Below are 21,598 nucleotides of genomic sequence, written 5' to 3'. Positions count from 1 at the left end.
CAGCGGGCGGTAAACACCCGCTGAAAAAGGAATTAAAGGGCAAATAAAGAACGCTTTACAAGTAGGTAATGGCTTATTTGCTCATCTTTTTTCATTAAGTAAATAATTTTGTAATTTTGGTCAAACATTGCTTGTAATATATTTCTCGTTTTATATCGCCAGTCTTCTGCTAAAGCGACACTCTCAACTTTGATTTTTTGGAAGTTTGTTGGAATAGGTAATGTATATGCATCATGGATAAGCGTTTCCTCTTTACGAAACTTCTGTTCCTTATCCAATGTAGGCAACCCTACAATATTTGCTTCCCAATCTACGATAGGTTTTGCTTCATCAAGTAATTCTTCTACTTTTGCATCCCAACGTAAATAATCATTATCAACAAGCTGCCACTCTACACAAAGGCGGTCTGTAGGCAATAATTTATTAAATGGATCCTCCATCTCACCATAGCAATTCTCTATATAAGTATCACTATAACTACGTAACTTTGAAAAGTTTAAATGACCACTACGCGCTTCAAGTGGATCAAACGTCCAACGGCAAGTTCTATAACCGCGTTCGATAGCGATATCTTTTAAATAGTTTTTTAGTAATTCTCCTACACCTTGTTCACGGTAGTTACGTTTAATACCGATCATATGGGAATATAAATACACTTGCTCATCCATATATCCAGGACAACTATAGTTAAAGCCAATAATTTCGTCATTTAAATAAGCTCCAAGAACAATTCCACCATTACGTATTGTTGCAATGGTTTGATGAACAGGGATGCTACCGACTGCCCAAATCTCATGCTCTAATTCACGTGCCTCTTCAATTTGTTCAATAGTCGTCAATTCCTTAATCGTTACTGATTCTAACATAAATTTTGCCTCCCCTATAGTTACTTTTTCATCGTGCCACTAAAAATGTTAAAACAATAATTTGCATCTCATAGCTATCGATTACATTGCTTAATGAGATCCTTGTAACCATCGGGAATATTCTGTATATCAAGTGCTGTATTTATAACTTCCCAACTAAAATCTTTATGGAGACATTTTAGTAAGGCTTCTCCCAATTCCATTATATACCACAAGCTACCTTTTTAAGTAGTTAACTTTTATTATTCCTTTTTTTCCAAAAGAAAAAACCTTAATTCGTAAAAAATTCTACAAATTAAGGTTAAAAAATTATTTTACACCGCGCATAGCTTTCGTAATGATTGGTGAGATGATTAAAATAACTATACCTAGTACAATAGATAAAATACCTAAAACACCGAAGTATGTTGTTTCTGAGACCTGCTCGTATACACGAACTAACTGTGCATTAATTGCCTGAGCTGCTGCTGCTGCCAAGAACCATAAAGCCATTGTTTGTCCAGCAAATGCTGCTGGTGCTAGCTTAGTTGTTGCAGATAAACCAACTGGTGAAAGCAATAATTCACCTAATACAACTAGGAAAATCGAGAATACAACCCATAATGGATTAACTAATGTATCTGCAGGCGTTAAAACGATTGCAGCGATCATTATTAGGAATGAAGTACCTGAGAAGAATAGCGAAAGCGCAAACTTCTTCGGTGTTGAAGGACCACGATCACCTAACTTTGTCCAAAGAACCGCAAATAATGGTGCGATTAGAATAATGAATAATGGGTTAAACGATTGGAACCATGCAGCTGGTATTTCAAATCCTAAAAACGTTAGATTTGTCCGTGTATCAATAAATGTTGCAAGAATTGTAGAAGACTGTTCTGCAATTGCCCAGAACATTACCGCACATAGGAACAATGGAATATATGCCAACAAACGTGATTTTTCATCTGCATTTGTTTTTGGACTACGATACATATAGGTAATAAATAAAGTTGGGATGATAATACCTAATGCTGTAATTAATAATGAGAAGTTTTCGATATTTGCATTACCTGTTTGGTATGCAATGAAACCTAAAATTACAATGACTAAACCACCAATTGTAAAGTTGCGAGCTGATTTTTTCTTCTCTACATTAGTAAGAGGGTTTGGTGCAAATGAACCTGCTAAACCAAGACTCTTCTGAGACATTAAATATACAACTAATCCGATGAACATACCTACTGCAGCTACTGCAAATCCAGCATGGAAGCCCCAGTTCTTTTGGAATAGTCCAACTAATAATGGTGCTAAGAAACCACCCATGTTAATACCCATATAGAAAATTGAGAATCCAGAATCACGACGAGCATCAGTCGGCGCATATAAGTCACCTACAACTGATGATACGTTCGGTTTAAGTAACCCTGTACCAATTATAATAAAGAACATTGATGAATACAGAGCGTTTACGCCCAGCGGTAATGCCAATAAAATATGACCGACCATAATTAATATACCGCCATAGAATACGGCTTTACGCGTGCCTGTTATACGGTCAGCAATCCATCCGCCAATAATACCTGACATGTAGATTAATGAACCATATATCGACATGATAATGTTAGCTTGCGTACGGTCTAGTCCTAATCCACCATCTTTAACAGCATAGTACATGTAGAAAAGTAGAATGGCACGCATTCCATAATATGAAAATCGTTCCCAAAACTCTGTAAAGAATAATGTAAATAAACCTTTAGGTTGACCAACAAATCCTGTTTGAGGAACAGATTTCACTATTTCTTCTTTTGAATACATTTGAAATCCTCCGATTAATAAATATTCTGACAATAAAGTCTGTTGTCTGACATTTGAAATAATATACTTCAACACTTTAGCGTAACAGTTGATCAAAATCAACAAATAATCAAAATGTTATAATTATGTTATTTTTCTATATTTTCAAATAATTAAGACGTATCATTACAATTTAGACTTCTGAATTATAAATTAATTAATTATATAAAGGAAATATTTTGACTCTTCCTCTTGTTGGATAAAAAGCCATAAAAAAATCTAAGGTACAATGCCATATTGCACTGTACCTTAGATTGAATGATTAATACTTTATTTCACGACATAGTTGTCGTATCTCTGATAGTCAGCTTCTTTAAGCTCTAGCGTTAGTAACGTACCATTCTCTTCATAGGCCGTTTCAAAAATTGTGGCCTGTTCATTTAAATAAGAAACCACGGCTCCTTGATTGTAAGGAATCAGCATTTGACAGGTGATATAGTTGGCGAAAACTTGTTTGCGAATAAGCTGTAACAATTCATCCAATCCGATATTTTGCTTTGCAGAAAGCCAAATATTATCGCCACTTACTAGCGGGTATTCTAAGCTTGCCAAATCGGATTTATTGTACACATAAAGGGTAGGAATATTCTCAACATCGATAGCCTTTAATGTTTCATTTGTCACATCCATCATGAAGCGGTATTCTTCATTGGATACATCGACTACATGCAATAGTAAATCCGCTTCACGCGCTTCTTCCAATGTGGAACGGAAAGCCTTTACTAAGTGGTGAGGTAATTTACTAACAAAACCTACTGTATCCGTAAGTAAAAATGATTTATTGTCTTCGAGTTCAATATTACGGACAGAAGTTTCCAGTGTTGCGAATAGCATATCTTTTTCAAAAACTTGCTTTGTAACATCTTGTCCCGCTTTTGCAAGAAGCTGATTCATAATCGTGGATTTCCCTGCGTTTGTATATCCTACAATAGAAACGACCGGTACAGCATTTTTACGTCGTTGCTTACGTTGTGTTTCGCGCTGTTCTTTAACAACTTCCAATTCTTTTTTGATTTTCGAAATTTGATCTTCAATCTTTCGACGGTCCAACTCAAGCTTCGTTTCTCCGGCACCACGGTTTTTAAAGCCACCACCTGTGCCACCGCCTTGACGTGATAACGATGCATGAAGCCCAACTAAGCGTGGAAGCATATATTGTAATTGAGCAAGCTCCACTTGCAATTGCGCTTCACGTGTTTTTGCACGTCGACTAAAAATATCCAAAATGAGCATTGTACGGTCAATTACTTTACATTCTAAATCCCGCTCTAAATTTCGAATTTGCGAAGGGGACAGTTCATCATTAAAAATAACAATGTTTGCATTCGTTTCTTCAAAAAACGCTTTAATTTCTTCAATCTTTCCAGTGCCTACATAATGTGACGGTGTTACACGCTCTAAATTTTGCGTTACCATACCGAGAACTTCCACATTCAAAGCTTCCGCTAGATTTGCCAATTCTTCCATTGAATAATCAAAATGCTCATTCTTTTGTAAATTGACTCCAACCAATACACCGCGTTCAATTAATACCTCAACATCTTTCAAACTATTGCCTCCTTGCTTACATTAAAACTTTTTCCCATCGTATCATACAATTCAAAAGCCTGTACAATAAGACGACAAAGGCGCATTATTATACTAAAGGAACAAGATTATTTCGGAAAAAGAAAAGGCGGTTTTTATGGAATTTGAACAAATGAAAGTGCAACTGCTCGCACTTATTTCTAATAAAACATTACTCCAAGCAACAATTAGCCAACCACGTCAAAAATCAAATGACTTAAAGCGCGTAAAGCTAAAGCCAGTAGAAATACGCGAGGAATATATGATTCAGCTTGAATATCAATATGAACGAATTTTAAAGCATGAAAATGTGGCAATACAGGATTTGGCTGCTAAGCTCGACATGCTTTTCGAACAATTCAGGCAAGTACATGCCGAGTTTCAGGAGCAAACGATACAGGTACAGCTTTCTAAAAAGAACAAAGTACTCTGGAAATCGAGTCAAAATGCGACGGCAAAACAAGTTGATTTATCCCATAACCGTAAAAAACGGTATTTATTAGATGACTCAAGAGTGCACCCATTTTTAGTTCGTTTAGGGGTGCAGGCAGAGGACGGCAAAATCAAAAAACAAAAATATGATAAGTTTAAACAAATTAATCGATTTGTTGAATTCATCGACGATTCTTTAGCGCATTTACCAAGAGACAAAACAATTCGCATTTTAGATTTTGGTTCTGGTAAATCCTATTTAACATTTGCGCTTTATTATTATTTAAAGGTTGAAAAAGAACTCGATATTCAAGTCACAGGTCTAGACTTAAAAAAAGAAGTAATCGATGAATGTAATCGCATTGCACAAGATTTGCAGTATGAAAATCTGCAATTTCTAGTAGGTGATATTAATGACTTTAATGAAGAAACTCAAGTCGATATGGTTGTAACTCTCCATGCTTGCGATGTCGCGACAGATATGGCATTAGCTCGTGCAGTGAAATGGGGAGCAAAAGTAATTTTAAGTGTCCCTTGCTGTCAACATGAACTTAATCGTCAGCTTCAAGCACCAACTTTATCAGTTATGACACAACACGGGCTAGTGAAGGAGCGCTTTGCTGCATTAGCGACAGATTCCATTCGAGCTGAACTATTATCACTTGTTGGCTATGACACACAGCTATTAGAGTTTATCGATATGGAAAATACACCAAAGAATATTCTAATCCGTGCATATTTCACCGGGAAAAAGCCAACAAATGAACAACGAGTAAAATATGACGAGTTTGTCCGCTTTTTAAATGCAAAGCCCTTTTTGGAAAATGAACTGCAATTTTTATTGAAATAACATAAGTATATTCTCTTATCATCAAAAATTATCTCTACAGTGACTAAATATAAGTAAATATTCATCTTTTCCTTATGTTACAGAATTGTAAAGTTTATCACTATCAACGTAAATTTTGTATAGATTTTTTTAAGTTTTTGTTATGATAATTGAGGTTAATTTTTAAAATAATTTTTCTATTATATAAATTCAGGAGGCAATTCCATGTTTAGTTCAAAGAAGCAAGACCCGTTTTTCTCGGCATTATTGAAAATTGCTGAAAATATGCGTGAAGGCATTCACTATGCAAATGATTTCCGTATCGAGACGGTTGCAGATTTAAAAGAAATTAGTATTCGAATGAAACAATATGAAACAGCGGGCGATAAATTAATACATGAATTGATCGTTATGCTTAACAAGTCATTTATGACGCCTATCGAGCGTGAAGATATTTTGTCATTAGCTATCCGTATGGATGATGTTTTAGATGGAACAGAAGGCACAATCGGACATTTTGAAATGTTCTCTTTAACAGAAATCGATGACTCGATGCGTAATTTCCTAGCCTATATTGCCAAATCAACTGATGAAATTGTAAAAGCAATGGAGCTATTAAACAAAAAGGATCTTGTTGGTATGCGCCAGCATGCAATTTTAATTAAAGATTATGAGCGCGAATGCGATGAAGTATTACGTTCTTCTATAAAAAAATTATTTTTAAATGAAAAAGATCCAATTCGTTTAATTAAGTTTAAAGACATCTATGAGCAGTTAGAAGAAATTGCTGACTACTGTCAAACAGTGGCAAACACAATTGAAACAATCATTATGCGTAACGCGTAAAATATAGGGAGTCCTTTTATGAACACACTACTTATCATTACCGTCTTAGTAGTCTTTTTTGCACTTGCATTTGACTTCATTAATGGTTTTCATGATACTGCAAATGCGATTGCAACATCTGTTTCTACACGTGCCCTACCACCTCGAGTAGCGGTAATCATGGCAGCAATCATGAACTTTTTAGGTGCCATTACATTCGTAGGCGTAGCAAAAGCGATTGCATCAGATATTGTTGATCCATTTGCATTATCAACCCCTGATGCACCATTAATCGGTTCTGTTGTTATACTAGCAGCATTATTATCTGCGATTACTTGGAACTTAGTCACTTGGTATTTTGGGATTCCATCAAGTTCTTCACATACATTGATTGGTTCAATTGCCGGTGCAGCCATTGCAGCATCTGGAATTGGTGTTTTAAATTATAGTGGCTTTTCTAAAATTCTTATCGCTTTATTAGCTTCACCAATCATCGCTATTACTGTCGGATATATTATGATGACACTTATGAAATTCCTTTTTAAAGATATGAATCTTTATAAAACAAATAAGGGCTTCCGTATTATGCAAATTTTTACAGCTGCGATCCAGTCATTTACGCACGGTACAAACGATGCGCAAAAAGCAATGGGTATTATTACAATGGCACTTATTGCAGCCAATTGGCAAACGACTGATGATGTGCAAAGCTGGGTACGTTTCGCCTGTGCTTTAGCAATGGGTCTAGGTACATCAATTGGTGGTTATAAAATTATTAAAACAGTCGGCGGGAAAATCATGAAAATCCGCCCTGTAAATGGTGCAGCAGCCGATATTTCTTCTGCATCGATTATTTTTGGGGCAACACTAATCCATTTACCGGTATCTACAACACATGTTATTTCATCTGCGATTATGGGTGTTGGTGCGGCTCAAAATGTTAAAGGCGTAAACTGGGGAATGGCTCGTAAAATAGTCACTACTTGGATTATTACAATGCCTATCTCTGCTGTCATGGCAGCAGTTATTTACACAATATTAAACATATTCTTTTAGTTGGAGGGTAGGTATGTTCCGAAATTTCTTTCGGGCAAACCTCCCTCTTTTCTTTTTTTCCAGGAATCTATTACACTGTAATTACTGAGAAAGAAAGGCGGTATTAGATGAAACAGTTCGCAGCATTTGTCACAAAGTTCGCAAAGCCCATAGTTATTATATGGTGTACGCTTTTAGTCATTCTTGCCTATTTGGCACTACAACTTCCCGCTAAACTACAAGGGGATGGATTTTTTTATGATGGGGATCATTCTTATGTAACAGATGAACTTTCCGAAACTTTCAATCTTCCTGCAAAAACGATTTTCGTATTGTTTGAAGATAAAACCGAAGAAGAAATCAATTCGGCACTTGAAAGTTTAGAAACGATCGAGGAAATACAAACTATTACCTCCCCAATAGGTGTGGAAGAATTAAATAACAATGATTTTGCTTACGGTCTTTTAGAATTTGATAATACAGTCGTCGATTATTTCCCTATTATTGACGAACTGAGGGAAAAGCTTGGAGAAAATAATGGCATTTCCATTACGGGCGAACCTGTTATTTCAAAAGATATTAATCTAGCTAGCCAAAATGATTTAATTAAAGCAGAGACAATTGGTTTACCTATTGCATTGATTGTCTTACTACTTGCATTCGGTACTATTGTTGCTTCATTACTGCCAATTTTTGTTGGTGGTGCAACTGTTGTAATGACACTCGGTATTTTGACACTTTTAGGGGATTCAGTTAACCTATCCATTTTCGTATTAAATATTGTACCAATGCTCGGTTTGGCGTTAAGCATCGATTTTGCTTTATTATTAATAAATCGTTATCGTGAAGAGCGCAATACACAGTCAATTGAACAATCTGTACAAATCGCCATCCAAACAGCAGGGCGCTCGATTATATTCTCCGCGCTTTGTGTCATGATCGGACTCGGTGCTATGGTTGTCATCGATGTTGAGATTTTCATGAATATTGCATTGGGTGGAACAATTGTTGTGCTATTGGCGGTATTAACAGGGCTAACTCTTTTACCTGCAACTCTTATTCTGCTCGGTGATCGTTTAAATAAAGGACGTATTCTCCGTATCAAGCCGACTGCCTCTCGTTGGCAAAAATTTGCCGCTTTCGTTATGAAGCGTCCCATCACTATTATTTTCGTTGCCGTTATCCTTCTAATCATTGCAATGGTACCGATTAAAGATATTGAGTTAACGATTCCTTCAACGGAGTCATTACCGACTTCTTATGAATCTCGCCAAACTTTTGATAAACTGGATGAAGAATTTGGCATAGCTGAAAATACACCTGTCTTCTTGCTTGCTGAAAACTATGATGACTGGGATACGAAAGAAGGACGCGAAAAAATATTCGATATTCAACAGCAGCTATTAGATGATCCAATGGTAGACCGGGTAACTTCTATGTTTACGGTGGCAAATATTGAATCTGCTGAAATGTGGGAAATGGCAAATAGTAACCCACAAGCGCCGGGAGTACTCGATGAAGTTGCTGATAACTTTATTAAAGAAGATAAAATGTATATGGTGGCCTATTTAAATACAACTGGTGCAACTTCAGAAGCACAGGATTTTGTACGCGACTGGATGGATAAAGATTTAGGCGTTGATTTCGCATTGTCTGGTCAAGCTAAGTTCAACCAGGAAATATTTGATGAAATAGCAAGTAAGGTACTTATTGCAATTGCGATTATCATCGTTTCAACTTTCTTTATTTTAATGGTGGCATTCCGATCGATTTTAATTCCATTAAAGGCGATTATCATGAACATTTTAGGGCTTGGTGCAACGTTTGGGATTCTCGTCTACATATTCCAATATGGGCATTTCGGTTTGGAAGCAACAACACTTGTGTTGATTGTTCCTGTTCTTATATTCTGTTTAGTATTCGGATTAAGTATGGACTACGAGGTATTTTTAATTTCCCGTATTCAAGAGGAATATTTAAAAGGGGCGACAAATACAAAGGCAACAATAGATGGACTTGTCTCAACAAGTAAAATCATTACTTCAGCGGCACTCATTATGATTGTCATTACTGGCGCATTTGCATTTACTGATGTAATGCCTGTTAAACAAATTGGTGTCGGTATTGCAATAGCTATTGCCATTGATGCAACAATTATCCGACTCATGCTTGTCCCTAGTTTCATGAAGCTGTTCGGCGATTGGAACTGGTGGCTGCCGTTTAGAAAAGACACGAGACCGAAATAGGACGAAAGTAAAATAGTCATCCATCCTCATAATCGGGATGGATGGCTTTTTTATGCAGAATCTCTTTTGGTCTTACGTTGGAGGCGGATGATTTTATTTGAACAAACTATACGGATATTAGAACAACTGGAGATGATTTTAGAAAACCTACAGCCTATATTAGAACATCTCTAACACTTATTAGCACACCGCGCTTGGATATTAGAAAGCCGCACTTATATTAGATATTTTGAAAATATTTTAGAAACGTCAGTCTACTTATTAGAAAACCGCAGACTACTATTAAAAGTCCCTCTCGTCGTATAAACAACAAGAGGGATTAGCTCACTATATTAACCTAAATAAAGTAGCTCTTCATAAAAATTTTGTGCCGATTTCGAATAGCTTGGCTGCTTAGTTTCGTTTTGTTGTTCAATTTGCTTTGGCTCTTTAGGCTCCCACAGCATGTAGAATGCTTGAATCGCAACAACGATAATGATGGAAGCAATTAAAATTATACCGATGATAATTTTCACCATTTTATTCCCTGACATCTCTTTTGATTGTTGCTCTTGCCCCATCCTTCATAACCCCCACTTATCTATTTTGAAAGTCGGAAACCATCTTCACGTAAATAAGCGACAGCGTCTTCACGCGTACCGAATGTTTCCTCTAAATTTCCCTGGTGATAAATATTCCAAGAACGATCATTAAATTCGAGATTCAGCTTCGTACCTTCACGAGATACCCATGTCTCGATAATAGGCAAGTCCTCTACTTCTTCTTCAGATAAATAGTCGATGGCATCACGTACAATTTCACGTAGCGCTTCTTCATCATAATCACGAATGTTCACAAGTCCATTGTCGCTCGCTTCTTTTTCATATTTTAATAAGTCTCCCACGAAAACAAAGCCATTGCCGTTAGGATGAAGCTTTTCTACAACAATTGTTTTTTCATAAAGACTTTCTTCAAAGTGATAATTCACACGCTTTAACGAAATTTCCTTTTTTGTCAGCTGTGGGAATGATTCAATAATTTCTTGTTTTTGTTCAAATGTTAGCATTGTATGCTCCTTTTAAATGTCTTTTCAATTATTAAGTATACCGCGTCCAGCGAAAATTAAAAAGCGAAGCATATGTTTGTCACATATACCCCGCAATTTAGCAATATAAAATAAACTATACTGTCTTATTGGCTGTCTCTTTAATTTGTTTACGTTCTTCATAAATATTCTGAACGATTACTTTAATGACACAGTACGTAGGAATGGCGATTAAAATTCCGATAAATCCAGCGATATTTCCTGCTGCCAATACGATTGAAATTACTGTCAACGGGTGAATATCCAAAGAGCGTCCCATAACATTTGGTGTAATTAAGTTACTTTCTACTTGCTGGGCCACAAGTGTTATAACAGCAACCCAAATAACGTCAAACGGATCATAAATCAATGCTACAATCACTGCCGGTACAAGGGAAATCCACGGACCGATAAATGGAATCATATTCATGAAAAATGCAAATAAAGCAAGTAATAATGAATACTCCAAACCAATGATTAAATAACCAATGTACATCATGATCGCGAGTAAAAAGCTGACCAATACTTGCCCTTGTACATAGCTTCTTAATACGTTATCAATATCTTCTAATGTTTTCTTCACCCACGTGCGGCGTTCCCCGGAAAATATACCATAAATTTGAGGAGCAAACTTTTCATGGTCTTTCAACATAAAAATATAGAAGAACGGCGCTAATACTAATGTTAATGTTACCGTAACCGCTCCACTTAAGAAGGACATAAGATATTTACTACTTGCGACAGCAATGTCTTGAATGGAATTGGTTACCGACCCGATAAACTCTTCTACCTGCGGAGGTAACATCGGAATATTTTCCTTATTGTCTAAAATAAAATCAGCTGTTTTTTCAATATCCTTAGCAATTGTTGGTGCATTTTCTACAAGTCTGTTTACTTGGGTTGCAATTGGAGAACCAACTAAAATCAAAAAACTTGCGAATAAACCGGCAATTATAAGAACAATTGTTATTAAACTTCCCCATCTCGGCATTCCCCGTTTTTCCAATATACGCTGTAACGGCTCTGAAATATAATAGAGCACCCCACCCAGTAATAACGGTACAAGAATTGTCGTAAAAATGATGATAATCGGATTAAAAATCGTATGAATTTCAATGAAATATTTGATAATTAATAAAGTAATTAAAATTCCTACCCCAACTTGAAACCACAGCTTCCTTGTCATCGGCTCACTCTCTTTCTCAACTCTCTTTTTCTTTTCTTAATCACTATAGATTATGTACGTTTTAGCATGCCATAAAGCTTCATAAAATACAAAATAAAAAGGAATTGTTTTGCAACTGAATTTTTGCAAAACAATCCTTTTTATTTACTATAGCTTTTTATCATCTATTGAATTTAAATAATCTTCAATCGTGCCAATAACTGATTCTACACAACCATCCTCAAATGGAGAGATTAAACCCGCTTCTTCAACAAGTTTTGTGAAAGCAAACGAACCACCTAGACCACATAGGTGAAGATAGTCCTTCCACGCTCCTTCAAAATCCTCGCGCGAACGTTTCCAAAATTGGAATGCACAAATTTGCGCTAACGTATAATCGATATAATAGAATGGACTTGAATATATATGTCCTTGTCGTTGCCAAAAAGCACCTGACTCTAAATAATCATGACCATCATAATTACGATGCGGTAAATATTTCGCTTCGATTTCCTTCCATGCACCATTACGCTCAGCTGGTGTCATTTCTGGATTTTCATACACAATATGCTGGAACTCATCTACTGCTACACCATACGGTAAGAATAGTAATCCGCTGCTTAAATGTGAGAACTTATACTTATCTGTTTGATGCTCGAAAAATAGCTCCATCCATGGCCATGTGAAGAACTCCATACTCATTGAATGAATTTCTGCTGACTCATATGTCGGCCATAAGTATTCTGGAATGCCAATGTTTCGGCTTGAATATACTTGGAATGCATGCCCTGCCTCATGTGTCAGTACATCGATATCTCCTGATGTGCCATTAAAGTTCGAGAAGATGTACGGAGATTCATAGTCTTCAATAAACGTGCAGTATCCACCGCTCTCCTTACCTTTTTTCGCAACTAAATCCATCAGGTCATGCTCGATCATATAGTTGAAGAACTCGCCTGTTTCTTTAGATAGTTCTTCGTACATTTTTTTACCATTATCAATAATCCATTGCGGATCACCTTGTGGTACAGCATTTCCTGTTAAGAAAGTTAAGCCCTCATCATAGAATTTAAAGTCTTCCACACCGATGCGTTCAGCTTGGCGCTCGTATAGTTTTGTTGCAAGCGGCACGATATTTTCGCGCACTTGCTCGCGGAATTTTGCGACCATCTCCGCATTGTAGTCAATACGGTTCATATTGACATAGCCAAGTTCCACATAGTTTTTGAAGCCTAATTTTGTCGCGATTTTATGGCGCAGCTTTACTAAATCATCATAAATTTGATCAAATTTTTCCTTATTGGAAGCATAAAAGTCTGCAGTCGCTTTACGGGCTGCTTTACGTACTTCGCGCTCGGTAGATTCTGCATATGGTCCCAGTTGTGCCAATGTCAACGTTTTGCCGTCAAATTCAATCTGAGCTGAAGCAACTAGCTTACTGTATTCAGATGTTAATCTATTTTCCTTTTGCATAAGCTCTATAACTTTAGGCGAGAAACCTTTTAATAAGTTTTCTGCTAAAGCAAATAGCTGTGTACCCCATTTTTCTTCCAACTGATCACGAAATGGCGATTTTACAAGCTCTGTATAGTAATTAAAAACAAGCTCATCTACCATTGGACTTACTTCATCAATAAAGTCCCGCTCTTTTTGATAATAGTCATCATTCGTATCAATTGAAGCGCGTACATATACGATATTAGCCATTGTTGAAAATGTATTGCGGAATGCATTTAATTTTTCTATAACTTCGCTTTGTTCATCTACTGTAGTTGCAGCTTTAAACTCTTCTAATAGTGCCTCGTTTTGTTCTTTCATTTGTTCAAAATCTGGACGTATATATTCAAAATCTTTAAATGTTACCAAACTCATTCACCCCATCTAATAATTCGAAATTCACTCTTTTATTATTTATTATATTGCCAGGAATTGCAATTAATTTCAGAATATTTAACCATTTCTAGTGAAATGAAAAAATAAACAGTGGAGAATTGTCGCCACTGTTTATCATTTATGAAACAATCAATATCTTTATATTTTAAACTTATTCATTTCTAACACAACTTGTTGAGAATGCTCGTCTAATTGAGTAACGGCTTTTGTTAAATCATCTACTACTTGTGTTTGTTCATCTGAAACATAAGCTAAATTTTTTGCATTGTCTGAAGTATTATTCACTAAGCCGCTCATTTCTTCAGTAGAAGCTAAAATTTGTTCTGCACCTGCAGACATTTGCTCTACAACGGCTGAGTCATCCTGAATCCGGTTATTTACTTCTAAAACTGAATCTAAAATTTGATGTAATTGTTGACCAATTTCTCCTACCGCAATTGTCCCTTCTTTTACATCTGATGTTGTCATATCCATCTCAACTAAAACTTTATTTGTAATCGTCGAGAATTTTTGAAGATGTCCTGAAATTTCTTCTGCAGAATGACGAGACATTTCAGCCAGTTTTTTCACTTCATCAGCAACAACAGCAAATCCTTTCCCTGCTTCTCCAGCTCTAGCAGCTTCTATTGCTGCATTAAGCGCTAATAAGTTTGTCTGATCTGCAATACTCGTAATAACGTTGACCATCTCTTTAATGGATTGGAAGCTTTCACCCATATCTTTCACGAGGCTTGAAGTATTTTCTACCGAGTTTTCTACCCCTTGAATTTGAGCTATAACCTTTTCTGCGTTCTGTGCACCAATTTCCACGGTACTTGTCATATCTGTTGATATTTCTGCTATTTCACTAATTGTGTCGGCAAGCTTTTGAATACCAATCGCCATTTCGCTCATCGCTGCATTTACTTCTGTATTACTTACTTTTTGCATTGCTCCACTTTGAGAAATCGTTGCAATATTTTCTACCATTTTTTCATTGGAGGTATTAACACTCGCAGTCGATGCTTCAATCATATCAACTACTTCTGTTAAACCATTTGTTCGGTCCTTGAGAATCTGGAAAGTTGTCGATAAATCACCTAATGAGTTTTGGAAATTTGTGGCGAATGCCATAATCTCATTATTCGTTTTAAATTTCATACCTTCAATAACTGCTTTTGATTGAGCAATATCCCCTGAAGCTAAATGCTCAGCAGCTACATTTAAAGTAACTAAAGGTAATAACGCACGACGTATATAGGCATAAATACCAATTAAGGCTCCACTAATAATTACGATAAATATAATTGCCATCAATGGAACTACTTGCTTTGCAACATTACCTGTTAAGGATGCAATATATGAAGCATCGATATCGACACCTAAGTAAGCAATTGTTTCTCCTGAAGCGTTTTTCACAGGGACAATACCTGTGATATATTCACCGAAATTGTTACTTAAAATATCCGTAGCATAGCGCCCTTCTCTTATTACAGATTCGATATGCTCATATTTTGTCGCAGAAGAAGGATCACCTATTTTTCCAGCCCCCTCTATATCATCTGCTGGCATACCATCTACTAAAAATATGACATCCCCATCTTTTTCTGGAACAAAATACGTGTACGCATATAACACACCGTTATATTCACGTAGGGCATTAAGCTCTTCACGCAATTCCCAATAAACTTCATTTTCGCCTGGATTATTAATTAACTGCTCATACTTTTCTATATCAATGAAATTTACAATATTACTCGCTACTTCAACCGTACGTTCTTTAACAGCTGACTCTACGGATTGTGAGGAGTTGTAGTTCATTAAAGCTATATTTAGTAATAGAATCACTGCAAAAATAATACCAATTATCGCTATGATTCTAGTACCAAGTTTATCCCTTTTTTTCATATGCTTCGTCTCCTAGTTTATTCATAATATATGTATTTTGAATTATTCGAATGTTAAATACAACCAATTCTGCTTAATCCAACATATTCATTAACATTTAGTATAAATATTGTACAAATTTACCTATATAAGCATTAAAAAAAGCCCAAAATTTTATATTTTGGGCTAGAATAATTATTCTCCTAAATCAGCGTTATGGTACACACGCTGTACGTCTTCTAAATCTTCCAGTGCATCGATCATCTTTTCAAATTTCACTAGATCATCGCCTGCTAATGCTACTTCTGTCATTGGTAGCATCGTTAACTCTGCAACGGTAAATTCTTCTATACCCGCTGCCTTAAATGCTTCCTGTGTTGCATGGAATTGCTCCGGCTCAACGTATACGATAATAGTTCCTTCTTCTTCCATAATATCGCGCATATCCAAGTCAGCTTCCATTAAGATTTCAAGAATTTCATCTTCTGTTTTGCCTTCAATACCGAATACAGCAGTATTTTGGAACATATGTGCCGCAGAGCCTGATACACCCATATTTCCGCCGTTTTTACCGAATGCAGCACGTACTTCTGAAGCTGTACGATTTACATTGTTTGTTAGTGCATCAACGATAACCATTGTACCCGCTACACCAAAACCTTCATAGCGTAACTCATCGAATTGCTCATCGCCGCCACCTTTTGCTTTATCGATTGCTTTTTCAATAATATGCTTTGGCACTGAATATGTTTTCGCACGTTCTAAAACTGTTTTTAACGCTCGGTTTGATTCTGGATTTGGTTCACCTGATTTAGCTGCTACATAAATTTCACGGCCAAATTTCGCATAAATACGACTGTTAGCTGCATCTTTCCCAGCTTTTTTATCTTTAATGTTATTCCATTTACGACCCATTATATCCACTCTCTTTCGATTATCTATTCATCACATTATTTAAAAACGAAAAAATATTATTTAACTTACTCATTATACATAAAGTCTAAAAAAAATTAAATTGCCTTCTCAAAAAAATGTAAAACCTGTAGCATTTTTTCTTAATACATTTTAAAATTTATTGTTTACTAAAACGAATGCTACATCTGATTCGTCTAATGAATAAATCAATAGAAAGGAGTGCTTATTGTATGATGCTTTCCGATGAGCAAGCATTTCAACAAGTAATGGAAACGTATAGCGATTATTTGCTCCGCATTGCCTTTTTATATGTGAAGGATTGGCAAGTGGCAGAGGATATTGTGCAGGACTCCTTTTTATCGTATTACGTTAAGTTCGAACAGTTTGAAGAACGCGCTTCGTTAAAAACTTACCTTGTACGCATTGTTATAAATAAGAGCAAAGACTATTTAAAAAGCTGGACATACCGAAAGCAACAATTAACAAACCATTTTTTTCAAACAAAAATAGATCCACAAAAAATGCTTCAACAAGCAGAACGGCTCGATATTGCAGAAGCAATTTTACAATTGCCTATACCTTTAAGGGAAGTCATTGTTCACTACTATTATGAGGAGCTTTCCGTCCTGGAAGTTGCAAGTTTATTAAGGATATCCGATAACACTGTAAAAACGAGGATGCGGAGAGCAAGACAATTATTAAAGGAAAAACTATCTTCAGAGGAATGGGAGGTGCTTGCCAATGAATGAAATAAAACGTCAGCTCAATAAAAAAATGGGCTCCACATCTAAAAGATCGGAACAAGTAATGGCAAAAGTAAACGTTCGAAAACGGCAAAAGCAGCCATTCAAAAAATCCAACCGTTTATACTATGCAACATTTGTAATCTTTTTAGCGATGATTACCCTTACAATTCTTGTGATGAATCCATGGTCCCTAAATGACTTCAGCCAAACGACCCCAACCGTACCTGTAGATGAAGAAATCAAAGAAACGATAGAAGAATTACCATTACAAAAATATTTTAAAGAGGACGGCGATGTTGCTTACTTCTTAGGAATGGGAAATGAATATGCAGGGTTTACAGAAACAACGACCTGGCTGTCCGATGAATATGTTGAAATATTGGAAGATAATACTGGAGCAGTAATGCAAAAAGTTTATCGTATAAAAACTGATGCGATAGAACTTGTGTATGAGGAAATTATGGAATTTGAAAAAAAGTCTTTTACCTTAACACAGTTAAACCAGCTAGACCCTATACAAACTATTATAAAATTGCCTGTAAAGGATGGTTTCACATTTGAAGGGCAGGCGATGTCGTATCCAGTAAAACTTATAACACCATACAAGGAGTACGATAACTTAGTACAAATTACCAAGGAGATTGAGGGAGGGAAAAACTTCTTTTATTACGATAATGGCGACGGACTTGTTGCCAAGCAGTTTATTACGAATGATGGCCATGAAATATTATCATTATTAGGATCAATCAATGAACTACCAACAATAAATAAAGAGAAAGTCATTTCGTTTAAAAACACTTTGAATAATACAGTAGAAGAGATCCCGTTTTATCAGTTGACATTTTTAAACCAACTTTTACTATACAAATATGAGGCAGATAACTTTGAATTGACGTATGAACCTCTATTTACAGATAAAGATACAGAAATTGGCGTTTTCAAATATAATTGTCTAGAACAATATTGTGAAAATGCATTCGTTAAAAGGCTTGGTGAGGATATTACATTCGGCAGTTTAGTTTGGGGTAAATTACAGAGCTTCAAGCTGTCACCAAATTATGAAAACATCTTAATGTCCATTACCCTTGATGAATATTATGAAGACACTTTACTTCCTCGAGCAATGCTTCACGTGCTCAATATCGATAAGATGGAAGTCAATCTGCCAAGCTCTAAGCAAGATTATTTTACTCATCCATGGTACCCAATTTTTCATTATGAATGGATAGATGACAAGACAATCCAAGCGGAAGTGCCTGATATTGAAAACTATGAATCGCCAACAATCTATAAATGGCGACAGACAAAACAGCAAAAAACCAAAATTATCGAAGTTTCATTACCATACTAAAATAAATAGCGGGACTGATGTCTTCATCAGCCCCGCTATTTTATTTTTTAAAGTCGTCCAAAATTCGGTTCAGTAGTGCCTCGCACCCTTCCAAACAAAGTTCATAAGTTTCCTGGAAGTCGCCTGTATACCATGGGTCAGGAACATCCTTCTTATGAGTAGTTAAATCAAGGAAGCGAAATATTTTTACATCCCCTTCTGCACGTAGCATTTCAATTGTATTAGCTACATTACTTTCATCCATACACACAATATAATCAAAGTTATGCAAATCGGAGCTTCGTAACTGGCGAGCTTGCATCCCACTTGTAGTAATGCCGAATTCCTGTAGTTTTGCCTTTGTCCCTTTGTGTGGCGGTTCGCCGATATGGTAGTTGCTCGTTCCTGCTGAATCGACTTTAATCTGATCGGACAAACCGCGCTTTTCTATTAAATCACGCATAACCGCCTCTGCCATTGGAGAACGGCAAATATTTCCTAAGCATACGAATAACACTTGTTTCATATTGACTCCTCCTCATAAAGAAGCCGCCAAAAAAATTTTGGCAGCTTCTATTATTTTACCTCTGGATGCAATTCTTTAAGGTGGGCAGTCAGTCGGTTGAGCTCTTGTTCCAAAAACTGTACCGATTGTTCACGACCTTCTTTTCCCGATTCCACTGTAAATGGCTTGCCGTAAATCAAATAGCCTTTTTGACGTTTGAATACACCCTTTGCATTTTTCGGACCGATATAGGCAGCCGGCACAATTTCTGCCTTAGCCAGCTGGGCGATTGTCACGGCACCGGCTTTTAATTCTGAGTTTTCAGAGCTTCTTGTACCACTTGGGAATATCCCTACAACCTTTCCCTCTTTAATAAGTTGTCGAGGGATTTTAATTACACTAGGCCCTGGATTATCACGATCGACCGGAAATGCGTTCAGCCTTTTAATAAGCCAACCTATGCCTTTAACATCGAACAATTGCTTTTTAGCCATAAAATGTACTTCTCGTGGCAACATCGATATTCCCAAATTTAAAATGTCGATATAGCCATTATGTGTACAAGCAATGACAAAGCCTCCTTCTTTCGGTATATTTTCTTTCCCATATACCTTTGCCTTTGACCCGTTAACCCCTAAAATACCATATACAATATTTGCAATAAATTTATACACTTTTCATTCCTACCTTATGTTTGATTCTCAATCTATTGTAATCTATAGTCGTATTGCTATACAATCATTACTGTTTTGGTGTAGATTTTGCAATTTCTTCGACTAACTGAGGCAACCAATCATCAATATGACTAAATTTAAATCCTAGTTGCTGTGATTTATCATTTTTCATATACCATGAAGCAGGGATTGCATATGGTGAACGGATTTCTTCAGTACCGAGCAGTGCTATTTTTGCACGTTCACCCGTTTTTTCTTCTATAAGTGAAATCAAATCTTTTAATGCTATAACACCATTCGCCGTAGCATTAATCGGTCCTTCAACATTTCCCATTCCTGCCCACATTAAAAATCTTGCTGCTTCTGTTGCTTGAATGAACGACATTTCAGCATCCATATTACTAAATCCAATCGGCTCATTATTTACGATGCGCTCAATATGGAAATGCAAGCGGCGCGTATAATCATCCTCACCCATCACAATCGGGAAGCGAACAGCCACGACAGGGAAATCGGCAAATCTATAAAAGACCGCTTCCGCTAAACGCTTTCCTTCACCGTAAGTAAATTCATGCGTATCACCCATTACGATTTCATATGAAGTTGGGTCAAAATCCCCCTCTGCATGGGGCATACCATCTGCCTCATATGTAGCTAATGTAGAGGTGAAAACAAGTTTACCGATTTTTCCTTTAAACATGTCACATAGTTGCTTCGCTTCATTCGGTGAATAGCAAATATTATCGTAAACAATATCAAAAGTGCGATTTTCCAAAGCTTTCTCAAACGCAGCCTTTTCTTTGCGGTCGACTTTAATATGTTCCACCGCTTCACCAAACGGATTTTCAGAAACCCCTCGCGTTACAATCGTTACTTCATGCTTTTGCTCCAGTAATAAATCTACTAATTTCCTTCCAAAAAAACGTGTTCCACCTAATACTAAAATTTTCTTCATCCATCATCACTCCATTCCAATTAATAAATCTAAATCAATTGTAATTTCCCGTAATTGAATATTCTCTTTTTCTTCAATGTGCCAACCCATTGGTGTCATTTCGAGTAAGTTTTGTACTAGATGCGCTTCAAGTGGGACGGTATACGTAATACGCTTCACTTCAACATGTCCAAAGGCTGTCTTAAAACGTTCCACAGTTTGAGCATTTGTATAGCTTTCCTTTTCAGAATCTGCAAAGGCTTGCTTGCGTAGCTCCATTAAATAATTTTCCTGGGGAACAACTTTAATAACTTTTCCTCCTGGCTTAAGCAATCGTTTAAATTCTTCATAGTTGGCAGGTGATAAAATATTGAGTATGGCATCAAAGGATTGCTCATTATATGGACTATTTGCCAAATCACCCACGCACCAAAGCTGTTCGTTATAAAACTTGGCAGCGGCCATGATTCCTTCTTTTGAAATATCGATTCCGATACCAACAGCACCGTCCAATTGCTCACAGATGCGGTGTAAATGGGAACCTTCTCCACACCCTGTATCTAAAATGACCGGGTTTTGCTGTTTGATTTCACTGGCAATCGCTTTTTGCACTTTGTCATATATCCCCGCATTAATAATCGTATGCCGTGATACGAATAGCTCTTTACCATACATCGACTGTACTGGTCGATTTAACATATATAAATAACCTTGCTTTGCTACATCAAATGTATGATTCAAGGCACAGCTCATTTTCCCTTCATCACTCATATTCATTTGCTGTTTACAAAAAGGACAAGCAAAAATTTTACTGTTTAATTGAAATTGTTGAATACTTAACGCTCGTTTTGATAATAGACCCACGACGGATCCTC

19 protein-coding genes are annotated in these 21,598 nt (G+C 36.4%); 6 read left to right on the top strand and 13 right to left on the bottom strand.

All coding sequences use genetic code 11. The features are described 5' to 3' along the window. Nucleotides 1–32: 32 nt before the first annotated feature. From SNE38_RS11430 to hflX, 3 genes are all read right to left on the bottom strand, one after another. On the bottom strand, nt 33–866 hold the full coding sequence (locus SNE38_RS11430) for a GNAT family N-acetyltransferase (protein WP_191704272.1): 834 nt from the start codon (nt 864–866) through the stop codon (nt 33–35). A 309-nt stretch (nt 867–1,175) separates the two neighbouring features. Next, a complete protein-coding gene (locus tag SNE38_RS11425) occupies nt 1,176–2,660 on the bottom strand; it encodes a peptide MFS transporter (protein ID WP_191704271.1) in 1,485 nt (494 codons plus the stop codon). A 309-nt stretch (nt 2,661–2,969) separates the two neighbouring features. After that, a complete protein-coding gene (gene hflX / locus SNE38_RS11420; RefSeq protein WP_191704270.1) occupies nt 2,970–4,247 on the bottom strand; it encodes a GTPase HflX in 1,278 nt (425 codons plus the stop codon). A gap of 136 nt (nt 4,248–4,383) precedes the next feature. On the opposite strand from hflX, the gene SNE38_RS11415 reads away from it, so the two are divergent. The 4 genes from SNE38_RS11415 to SNE38_RS11400 all read left to right on the top strand — a co-directional run bounded on the left by SNE38_RS11415 (nt 4,384) and on the right by SNE38_RS11400 (nt 9,632). Continuing rightward, nucleotides 4,384–5,547, top strand: coding sequence for a methyltransferase (locus tag SNE38_RS11415; RefSeq protein ID WP_191704269.1), 1,164 nt, complete (start codon nt 4,384–4,386; stop codon nt 5,545–5,547). 204 nt (nt 5,548–5,751) lie between these two features. Continuing rightward, on the top strand, nt 5,752–6,372 hold the full coding sequence (locus tag SNE38_RS11410; protein WP_191704268.1) for a DUF47 domain-containing protein: 621 nt from the start codon (nt 5,752–5,754) through the stop codon (nt 6,370–6,372). An 18-nt stretch (nt 6,373–6,390) separates the two neighbouring features. Then, the gene (locus tag SNE38_RS11405) at nt 6,391–7,407 is read left to right on the top strand and encodes an inorganic phosphate transporter (protein ID WP_191704267.1); all 1,017 of its coding nucleotides are present in this window, start codon (nt 6,391–6,393) and stop codon (nt 7,405–7,407) included. 107 nt (nt 7,408–7,514) lie between these two features. Further along, nucleotides 7,515–9,632, top strand: coding sequence for an MMPL family transporter (locus SNE38_RS11400; protein WP_336046525.1), 2,118 nt, complete (start codon nt 7,515–7,517; stop codon nt 9,630–9,632). 332 nt (nt 9,633–9,964) lie between these two features. Here SNE38_RS11400 and SNE38_RS11395 read toward each other — a convergent pair whose 3' ends face one another. The 6 genes from SNE38_RS11395 to SNE38_RS11370 all read right to left on the bottom strand — a co-directional run bounded on the left by SNE38_RS11395 (nt 9,965) and on the right by SNE38_RS11370 (nt 16,534). Beyond that, the gene (locus tag SNE38_RS11395) at nt 9,965–10,192 is read right to left on the bottom strand and encodes a hypothetical protein (RefSeq protein WP_336046524.1); all 228 of its coding nucleotides are present in this window, start codon (nt 10,190–10,192) and stop codon (nt 9,965–9,967) included. Between the two features lie 20 nt (nt 10,193–10,212). Next, nucleotides 10,213–10,677 carry a hypothetical protein gene (locus SNE38_RS11390; RefSeq protein WP_191704264.1) on the bottom strand — a complete coding sequence of 155 codons (465 nt, stop codon included), beginning with the start codon at nt 10,675–10,677 and terminating at the stop codon, nt 10,213–10,215. A 115-nt stretch (nt 10,678–10,792) separates the two neighbouring features. After that, entirely contained in the window at nt 10,793–11,881 is a 1,089-nt protein-coding gene (locus SNE38_RS11385; protein ID WP_336046523.1) for an AI-2E family transporter, read from the bottom strand. Between the two features lie 147 nt (nt 11,882–12,028). Next, nucleotides 12,029–13,726: a M3 family oligoendopeptidase gene (locus SNE38_RS11380; RefSeq protein ID WP_336046522.1), complete on the bottom strand. Its 1,698-nt coding sequence runs from the start codon at nt 13,724–13,726 to the stop codon at nt 12,029–12,031. A 165-nt stretch (nt 13,727–13,891) separates the two neighbouring features. Beyond that, on the bottom strand, nt 13,892–15,640 hold the full coding sequence (locus SNE38_RS11375; RefSeq protein ID WP_336046521.1) for a methyl-accepting chemotaxis protein: 1,749 nt from the start codon (nt 15,638–15,640) through the stop codon (nt 13,892–13,894). Nucleotides 15,641–15,814: 174 nt separating this feature from the next. Further along, complete coding sequence (locus SNE38_RS11370) at nt 15,815–16,534, bottom strand: YebC/PmpR family DNA-binding transcriptional regulator (protein ID WP_191704260.1); 720 nt, start codon at nt 16,532–16,534, stop codon at nt 15,815–15,817. Nucleotides 16,535–16,764: 230 nt separating this feature from the next. On the opposite strand from SNE38_RS11370, the gene SNE38_RS11365 reads away from it, so the two are divergent. Both SNE38_RS11365 and SNE38_RS11360 read left to right on the top strand, forming a co-directional pair. Further along, entirely contained in the window at nt 16,765–17,283 is a 519-nt protein-coding gene (locus SNE38_RS11365; RefSeq protein ID WP_225223814.1) for a sigma-70 family RNA polymerase sigma factor, read from the top strand. Next, a complete protein-coding gene (locus tag SNE38_RS11360; protein WP_336046520.1) occupies nt 17,276–18,631 on the top strand; it encodes a hypothetical protein in 1,356 nt (451 codons plus the stop codon). The genes SNE38_RS11365 and SNE38_RS11360 overlap by 8 nt, the downstream gene beginning before the upstream one ends. Nucleotides 18,632–18,671: 40 nt before the next feature. Here SNE38_RS11360 and SNE38_RS11355 read toward each other — a convergent pair whose 3' ends face one another. The 4 genes from SNE38_RS11355 to SNE38_RS11340 form a co-directional block, all read right to left on the bottom strand. Continuing rightward, a complete protein-coding gene (locus SNE38_RS11355; protein WP_191704258.1) occupies nt 18,672–19,136 on the bottom strand; it encodes a low molecular weight protein-tyrosine-phosphatase in 465 nt (154 codons plus the stop codon). Nucleotides 19,137–19,186: 50 nt separating this feature from the next. Beyond that, nucleotides 19,187–19,789 (bottom strand): lysophospholipid acyltransferase family protein, encoded by a 603-nt coding sequence (locus tag SNE38_RS11350; protein ID WP_191704257.1) that lies wholly within the window; start codon nt 19,787–19,789, stop codon nt 19,187–19,189. Nucleotides 19,790–19,856: 67 nt separating this feature from the next. Continuing rightward, on the bottom strand, nt 19,857–20,744 hold the full coding sequence (locus SNE38_RS11345; RefSeq protein WP_191704256.1) for an NAD-dependent epimerase/dehydratase family protein: 888 nt from the start codon (nt 20,742–20,744) through the stop codon (nt 19,857–19,859). 6 nt (nt 20,745–20,750) lie between these two features. Then, nucleotides 20,751–21,587, bottom strand: coding sequence for a methyltransferase domain-containing protein (locus SNE38_RS11340; RefSeq protein WP_191704255.1), 837 nt, complete (start codon nt 21,585–21,587; stop codon nt 20,751–20,753). Nucleotides 21,588–21,598 lie beyond the last annotated feature (11 nt).

The sequence above is a fragment of the Solibacillus ferritrahens genome (assembly GCF_037027585.1).
Taxonomy (GTDB): domain Bacteria; phylum Bacillota; class Bacilli; order Bacillales_A; family Planococcaceae; genus Solibacillus; species Solibacillus ferritrahens.
This window is presented reverse-complemented; position numbering and strand designations above follow the sequence as displayed.

Bases quoted from the DNA above. Each gene is read 5' to 3' on its own strand.
- SNE38_RS11430 (WP_191704272.1), bottom strand. From the start codon at position 866: ATGTTAGAATCAGTAACGATTAAGGAATTGACGACTATTGAACAAATT.
- SNE38_RS11425 (WP_191704271.1), bottom strand. From the start codon at position 2,660: ATGTATTCAAAAGAAGAAATAGTGAAATCTGTTCCTCAAACAGGATTT.
- SNE38_RS11415 (WP_191704269.1), top strand. From the start codon at position 4,384: ATGGAATTTGAACAAATGAAAGTGCAACTGCTCGCACTTATTTCTAAT.
- SNE38_RS11410 (WP_191704268.1), top strand. From the start codon at position 5,752: ATGTTTAGTTCAAAGAAGCAAGACCCGTTTTTCTCGGCATTATTGAAA.
- SNE38_RS11405 (WP_191704267.1), top strand. From the start codon at position 6,391: ATGAACACACTACTTATCATTACCGTCTTAGTAGTCTTTTTTGCACTT.
- SNE38_RS11400 (WP_336046525.1), top strand. From the start codon at position 7,515: ATGAAACAGTTCGCAGCATTTGTCACAAAGTTCGCAAAGCCCATAGTT.
- SNE38_RS11395 (WP_336046524.1), bottom strand. From the start codon at position 10,192: ATGGGGCAAGAGCAACAATCAAAAGAGATGTCAGGGAATAAAATGGTG.
- SNE38_RS11390 (WP_191704264.1), bottom strand. From the start codon at position 10,677: ATGCTAACATTTGAACAAAAACAAGAAATTATTGAATCATTCCCACAG.
- SNE38_RS11385 (WP_336046523.1), bottom strand. From the start codon at position 11,881: ATGACAAGGAAGCTGTGGTTTCAAGTTGGGGTAGGAATTTTAATTACT.
- SNE38_RS11375 (WP_336046521.1), bottom strand. From the start codon at position 15,640: ATGAAAAAAAGGGATAAACTTGGTACTAGAATCATAGCGATAATTGGT.
- SNE38_RS11370 (WP_191704260.1), bottom strand. From the start codon at position 16,534: ATGGGTCGTAAATGGAATAACATTAAAGATAAAAAAGCTGGGAAAGAT.
- SNE38_RS11365 (WP_225223814.1), top strand. From the start codon at position 16,765: ATGATGCTTTCCGATGAGCAAGCATTTCAACAAGTAATGGAAACGTAT.
- SNE38_RS11360 (WP_336046520.1), top strand. From the start codon at position 17,276: ATGAATGAAATAAAACGTCAGCTCAATAAAAAAATGGGCTCCACATCT.
- SNE38_RS11355 (WP_191704258.1), bottom strand. From the start codon at position 19,136: ATGAAACAAGTGTTATTCGTATGCTTAGGAAATATTTGCCGTTCTCCA.
- SNE38_RS11345 (WP_191704256.1), bottom strand. From the start codon at position 20,744: ATGAAGAAAATTTTAGTATTAGGTGGAACACGTTTTTTTGGAAGGAAA.